General features: G+C 69.1%; 5 protein-coding genes and 1 pseudogene. 4 read left to right on the forward strand and 2 right to left on the reverse strand.

The window, feature by feature from the left end; all coding sequences use genetic code 11:
- Positions 1 to 46: 46 nt before the first annotated feature.
- The 4 genes and pseudogenes from G3N99_RS34565 to G3N99_RS34580 all read left to right on the forward strand — a co-directional run.
- Positions 47 to 220: pseudogene (locus G3N99_RS34565) on the forward strand (ABC transporter permease); the annotation flags it as partial.
- Between the two features lie 43 nt (positions 221 to 263).
- Complete coding sequence (locus G3N99_RS34570) at positions 264 to 674, forward strand: group II truncated hemoglobin (RefSeq protein WP_174942657.1); 411 nt, start codon at positions 264 to 266, stop codon at positions 672 to 674.
- A 105-nt stretch (positions 675 to 779) separates the two neighbouring features.
- On the forward strand, positions 780 to 1511 hold the full coding sequence (locus G3N99_RS34575) for an alanyl-tRNA editing protein (protein WP_174987894.1): 732 nt from the start codon (positions 780 to 782) through the stop codon (positions 1509 to 1511).
- Complete coding sequence (locus tag G3N99_RS34580; protein WP_206124613.1) at positions 1508 to 2125, forward strand: DUF924 family protein; 618 nt, start codon at positions 1508 to 1510, stop codon at positions 2123 to 2125. Before G3N99_RS34575 ends, G3N99_RS34580 begins: the two co-directional genes overlap by 4 nt.
- Before the next feature lie 195 nt (positions 2126 to 2320).
- Here the strand turns inward: G3N99_RS34580 and G3N99_RS34585 are convergent, their stop codons facing one another.
- Complete coding sequence (locus G3N99_RS34585) at positions 2321 to 4213, reverse strand: glycosyl transferase (RefSeq protein WP_174942648.1); 1893 nt, start codon at positions 4211 to 4213, stop codon at positions 2321 to 2323.
- A 229-nt stretch (positions 4214 to 4442) separates the two neighbouring features.
- On the reverse strand, positions 4443 to 4853 hold a 411-nt coding region (locus G3N99_RS34590; RefSeq protein WP_206124614.1), incomplete at its 5' end, for an SDR family oxidoreductase.

Genomic DNA, 4853 nt, shown 5'->3' on the forward strand with positions numbered 1-4853 from the left:
AACTGTGATATAGCATCTTTCCCTACACGACGGCCTGTCGACTCGCATCGCGGTCGGCTGGGTGCTTGCGTCGCGCGTGTTCGATTTCCAGCTCGCCGTCGATCCGTGGCTCGTGCCGGCCGGCATCGTGGCCGGCGTTGCATGCGCCGGTGCGGCCGGCTGGCTGAGCCTGCATAATGTGTTGCGGCGCCCCGCGCTGCAGTCGCTGCGCGACGCATGAGCGTTGCCGGCGGCCCCGAAGATCCTGTTTTCCGACTATCCGTATGACCGATGTGAATGACGATGCGCCGTCGCAGCCGACGGCGTTCGAGCTCGTGGGCGGTGAAGCCCGCGTGCGCGAAATGGTGGACCGCTTTTACGACCTGATGGACCTCGAGCCCGAGTTCGCGCAGATTCGCGCGCTGCACCCGGCGTCGCTCGACGGTTCGCGCGACAAGCTGTTCTGGTTCCTGTGCGGGTGGCTCGGCGGCCCCGACCACTACATCAGCCGGTTCGGCCATCCGCGGCTGCGCGCGCGGCACCTGCCGTTCCCGATCGCGTCGGTCGAGCGTGACCAGTGGCTGCGCTGCATGGCGTGGGCGATGGACGACATCGGGCTGCCCGAGCCGCTGCGCGAGCGGCTCATGCATTCGTTTTACGACACGGCCGACTGGATGCGCAACCGGCCCGGTTGATCGACCGGTACGCCGCCGCCCGCGCGCGGGACGATCTGCGTCTGGGCGCGCGCGCCGCGCGGCGCGACACTGGCCGCTTCCCCCAATCGATACGAGGCTCGCCCGATGACGACACAAGCGCTGTTTCGCGAAGATGCGTACCTCACGCAATGCGATGCAGTCGTCCTGGCTGTCGGCGACGACGGCATCCGGCTCGACCGCACCGTGTTCTATCCGCTCGGCGGTGGCCAGGCCGGCGACACCGGTACGCTGACGCTGCCGGACGGCAGCACGATCGCGATTGCCGACACGCGCAAGGCCAAGTTCGACGGCGCGACGCCCGACGACGCCGTGCACGTGCCCGCACCGGGGCAGGAGGCGAGCGTTGCGGCGCTCGTGCCCGGCACGCGCGTCGTCGCGGAGATCGACTGGCTGCGCCGCTATCGCCACATGCGGCTGCATACGGCCGCGCACCTGATGTGTGCGGTGCTGCCGTACGCGGTCGACGGCTGCAGCGTGACGGCCGACTACGTGCGGCTCGATTTCGCGACGTCCGACGCAATCGACCGCGATGACGTCGAGCGACGCCTCGCCGGCCTGGTGGCCGGCGCGCACCCGGTCACGACCGAATGGATCACCGACGACGAGATGGCCGCACGGCCGGATCTCGTGCGCACGATGAGCGTGAAGCCGCCGATGGGCCTCGGCCGCGTGCGGCTGCTGCGCATCGAGCAGGTCGACCTGCAGCCGTGTGGCGGCACGCATGTGCGCAACACGTCCGAAATCGGCGAGCTGCGGGTCGCGAAACTGGAAAAGAAGAGCGCGCGCACCCGGCGCCTCGTACTGGAGTTTGCATGACGATTGACAGCACCCACGCGGGCGCAGCGGCGCTCGATCCGCAAGCGCGGGAGATTCTGGATTTCTGGTTCGGCGAGCCGGGCTCGGCCGAATTCGGGCAGGACCGCAAGGTCTGGTTCAACGGCGGCGCGGCGTTCGACGACGTGCTGCGCACACGCTACGGCGCCTTGCTCGACGCCGCGTGCGACGGCGCTTGCGATCACTGGGCAGGCTCGCCGTCGGGGGCGCTGGCGTTGATCGTCGTGCTCGACCAGTTTTCGCGCAACATCCATCGCGGCACGCCGCGCGCGTTTGCCGCCGATTCGAAGGCACTCGTGCTCGCGCGCCGCGTCGTCGCGGCCGGCTGGGACGCGCAGTTGCCGAGCGGGCATCACCGCGCGTTTGCGTATCTGCCGTTCGAGCACGACGAGTCGGTCGAGAGCCAGCGCGAGGCCGTGCGCCTGTGCGCGGGCATCCGGGACGAGGCAGGGTGCGAGAGCTATCACCGCTTCGCGTTGCTGCACGCGGCCGTCGTCGAGCGCTTCGGCCGCTTTCCGCACCGGAATGCGATTCTCGGTCGGGCCTCGAGCGACGAGGAGACGGCGTTTCTTCGCGAGCCCGGCTCCTCGTTCTGAAGATCCGGGTGGTGGCGTGACAAGGGGAGGGGGCAGGCCCGCGGAATCACGCTCACGCGGGCTCGGAGGCCGTAGGGAGCGCCGGTCGACGGCGCGCATTTCCCGAGGGCTGTTCGCTGCTCAGGCGGGGGCGCTCACCGCTGCAAGCCTGGCATGAGGGAGAGCAAGCACGACGCCGCGCCGTGCCTCCCCGCATTACTCCGCGTGCTGTTCGGGCGTGCGAACGTACACGCGCAGCAGTTCGTCGTTGTCGCCCGGGCGTGCGCCCGTCCAGAACAGTTTCCATTCGTTGCCGGGCGCCGGATCGACGGCCCGCACGCCCTGGACGATCATCCACGTGCAGCGCGTCGTCTTCGCGTCGGCGATCGGCGTGTGCTGGATGCCGGAGAAGTAGTACAGCATCGGCGCTTCCGATTCACCGAGCCCGTGCAGGCTCGCCATGCAGTCGCCGTCGTTCCATTCGAGCGCGAGGTGTGCGTTCAGGTCGTCGAACACCGAGCGGTAGCTTTTCGCGACGTCGAGCCACGGCAGCAGCAGCGTGTAAATGAGCCCCCATGCGACGAGTGCGCCGGCGCCCCACGACAGCGCGCCGCGCCAGACGCCCGTCGCGCGCAGCTTCGGCAGCAGCGTCAGCCAGCCGACCGTCAGCACGAGCGCACCGATCACGAGCGCGGGTTCGATCGGCATCGTCCAGTCGAGCGGCAGCCAGCGGCCGAGCAGTGCGAGATCCTTGCGCGACGCGGCCGGATCGGCCATCACCGCCCAGATGGCCCATGCGAGCGCGGCGGTCGTGCCGAACAGGATGCGGCTCAGGTAGTCCCACGCGAGATGCAGCTGGCGCGGCAGGCGGTCGATGGCCTGTGCGGCCACCAGCGCGAGCGGGGCGAAGAACGGCAGGATGTAGAGCTGGCGCGACGTCGCGGACACTTGCAGCACCACGAGCCCGACGCCCGCGAACATCACGGGCAGTGCGATGCGCGGCGTGCGCCAGTCGCGCCATGCACCGCGCGCGAGTGCGACGATCGCGAGCGGTGCGACCGGGAAGCCGACGGCCAGGAACGCGCGCAGGATGAAGAACGGCTTGTCGTTTTCCGCGCCCAGTTCGGGGACGGAGAAACCGAAGAAGCGGCCGACGTTGTTATCCCAGAACCACGTCATGAACAGCGTCTCGGAGCGCAGGAACAGCGCGATCGGCCAGATGAGCGCGAACGGCGCGAACACCAGTGCGGCGACGCCGAGCGAGCGCGCGAACGAGCGGGTGCGGCAGGCCGGATAGAGCACCAGCGCGCCGACGAGCGTGGCCGCGAACACGAGCGGCACGAACAGCCCCTTCGTCATCAGCGCGATGCCGACGCCCGCACCGAAGATCGGCGCGGCCCAGCGTCCCGACGGCCGGACCGGCAGCCCGTGGCGCATCTGCTGTGCGCGCGCGACGTGCTGCATCACGAGTTCGAGCAGTCCGCAGAAGGCGATTGCCGTGCCGGCGAACAGCGCGACGTCGGTCATCATGTCGTGCACGTGCTTGATGACGACGAGTGTGCCCGCGCTCAGCACGACCGGACCGATCACGCGCAGGTCGAACCAGGAGTCTGCGCGGCTGGCGACGCGCGCCGCGCGCGCGATAAAGCCGAATGCAAGGGCGGCGAACAGCGCGCTCGCGAGCCGTGCGGCGTCGTGCAGCGGCATCACGCGCTGCAGCAGCCATGCGAGGCTGGTCGCGACCCACGCGTAAAGCGGCGGCTTTTCCATGAACGGCAGGCCGGCATTGGTCGGCACGACGAAGTCGCCGGTCTCGAGCATGTGCTGGATGATGCCGAACGTATAGGTTTCGTCCTGCTTCCACGGATCGTGGCCGAGCACGCCGGGCAGCGTATACGCGCAGATTAGCGCAGCGACGAACAGCCACGTGCGCCAGCCGAGCAGGAGCGAGCGTTCGCGCGTGGTGCTGGATGCGGCGGTCGAGGCGACGATGGGCGTGCCAGCGGCGTCGAGCGTTGCAGCGAGATTGGCGTCGGCGTTCGAATGGGTGTGCTGGGCCGGAGCGGGCACAGACGTGCGTCGCCGGCTGGGCGCTGCGGTTCCAGGCATGGAAGGAATCTCGGGTCGAGTCGAGCGGGTCCGGCGACATGGGCAGGACCGATTGGGGCCACATCAAGGGCCAACGGACGGGTGTTTATGACACCTGTCTGAATGTCCGCTAGTAGACCACGGAATTGTTACGGAGGATTACCGTTCGTGTCACGGAATTGTGGAGATTTGTGGTGTCGTGACGACGGATTGTTTCGAGCGGCGATTTTTGCTGCGCCGCAGGGCGGAATTACCGGCCGCCGCCGACGTCGAGCAGGGCGCCCGTCGTGTAGGACGCCGCGTCGCCCAGCAGCCAGACGATCGCTTCGGCGATCTCCTGCGCTTCGCCCGCGCGGCCGAGCGGCGTCGTTGCGCCGAGGCGGGCCGCACGGCCCGGCTGGCCGCCGCTCGCGTGAATTTCGGTCTCGATCAGGCCGGGGCGTACCGCGTTGACGCGCACGCCGTGCGGGCCGAGCTCCTTCGCGAGACCGATCGTCAGCGAGTCGACCGCGCCTTTCGACCCCGCATAGTCCACATATTCGTTCGGCGAGCCGAGCCGGGAGGCGATCGACGATACGTTGACGATCGCGCCCCCGCGGCCGCCGCGGTCGGTGGACAGCCGGCGCGCGGCTTCGCGCGCACACAGGTACGCGCGAAGCCG

Origin of the sequence: Burkholderia sp. Ac-20392 (assembly GCF_017104585.1) — a bacterium.
In the GTDB taxonomy this organism is placed as follows: Bacteria; Pseudomonadota; Gammaproteobacteria; order Burkholderiales; family Burkholderiaceae; genus Burkholderia; species Burkholderia lata.

Excerpts from the sequence above, each read along its gene's own strand:
- G3N99_RS34570 (WP_174942657.1), top strand. The coding sequence starts at position 264 with ATGACCGATGTGAATGACGATGCGCCGTCGCAGCCGACGGCGTTCGAG.
- G3N99_RS34575 (WP_174987894.1), top strand. The coding sequence starts at position 780 with ATGACGACACAAGCGCTGTTTCGCGAAGATGCGTACCTCACGCAATGC.
- G3N99_RS34580 (WP_206124613.1), top strand. The coding sequence starts at position 1,508 with ATGACGATTGACAGCACCCACGCGGGCGCAGCGGCGCTCGATCCGCAA.
- G3N99_RS34585 (WP_174942648.1), bottom strand. The coding sequence starts at position 4,213 with ATGCCTGGAACCGCAGCGCCCAGCCGGCGACGCACGTCTGTGCCCGCT.